Origin of the sequence: Bradyrhizobium sp. Arg237L, from assembly GCF_029990105.1 — a bacterium.
Lineage (GTDB): Bacteria > Pseudomonadota > Alphaproteobacteria > Rhizobiales > Xanthobacteraceae > Bradyrhizobium.
Genome location: NZ_JAQMIL010000186.1, coordinates 1 through 1022, shown reverse-complemented (window position 1 = coordinate 1022; position 1022 = coordinate 1). Strand labels below are relative to the sequence as shown.

Sequence of the window (1022 nt, the reverse complement as noted above, 5' to 3'; positions counted from 1 at the left end):
CGCCTAAGCTGGCGGAATGATCGGGCTGCTCTGTTTCGTTCTGGCCGTCCTCGCCTCGCCGTTCAAGTCGAAGTTGCGGCTCGAAGCGGAGAACGCGGTGCTTCGGCATCAGTTGAATGTCTTGAGGCGCAAGCTGCATGGTCGCGCCCGGCTCACGAACCAGGATCGCTGGTTCTTGGTCCGGCTGTATCGCTGGTTTCCATCAATCCTGAAGGTTCTTATCATCATCCAGCCCGAGACGCTCGTGCGTTGGCACAAAGCCGGCTTTCGCGGCTACTGGCGTTGGAAGTCACGCCCATTGGGAGGGCGACCGCCCATCGACACAGAGCTGCGCGGATTGATCCGGTGGATGAGCATCGACAATCCGCTGTGGGGTGCGCCGCGCATTCACGGTGAACTGCTCAAGCTCGGGTTTGAGATCGCGCAGTCGAGCGTCGCGAAGTACATGGTCAAACGACGCTGGCCACCAAGCCCGGGATGGCAGACGTTCGTGCGCAACCACGCGCCGGACATCGCCGCCATGGACCTGTTCGTTGTTCCAACGATCGGTTTCGACCTGCTCTATGCCTTCGTCATCGTCCGGCTCGACCGCAGAGATCTCGTCTGGATCAACGTCACAGCAAATCCGACGGCCGAATGGGTAGCACATCAAATCACGGAGGCATTTCCTTGGGATGAGGCTCCGCACTACCTCATCCGCGATCGCGACCAGATCTATGGCAGCGTCGTCACGCGCCGATTGCGAGCCATGGGCATCCGGGACAAGCCTACCGCACCAGCGTCGCCCTGGCAGAATGGCTTTGCCGAACGGCTGATCGGATCGATCCGGCGTGAGTGTGTAGACCACATCATTGTCTTAGGCGAAGCGCATCTGCGCCGAATCCTGCGATCCTATGCGGAATATTACAACCGCGTCAGAACTCATCGATCCTTGGACAAGGATGCGCCGGTCTGCCGCCCGGTTCAGCGAACCGGTCTGATCAATTCACTCGCCATCCTGGGCGGACTTCACCACCACTACG

Annotated in this window: 1 protein-coding gene; it reads left to right on the top strand. The window is 60.0% G+C overall.

The genetic code is table 11. The features are described from left to right. Window positions 1-16: 16 nt before the first annotated feature. The coding region (locus tag OZ411_RS42885; RefSeq protein WP_282532790.1) for an integrase core domain-containing protein at window positions 17-1022 on the top strand (1006 nt) is incomplete at its 3' end.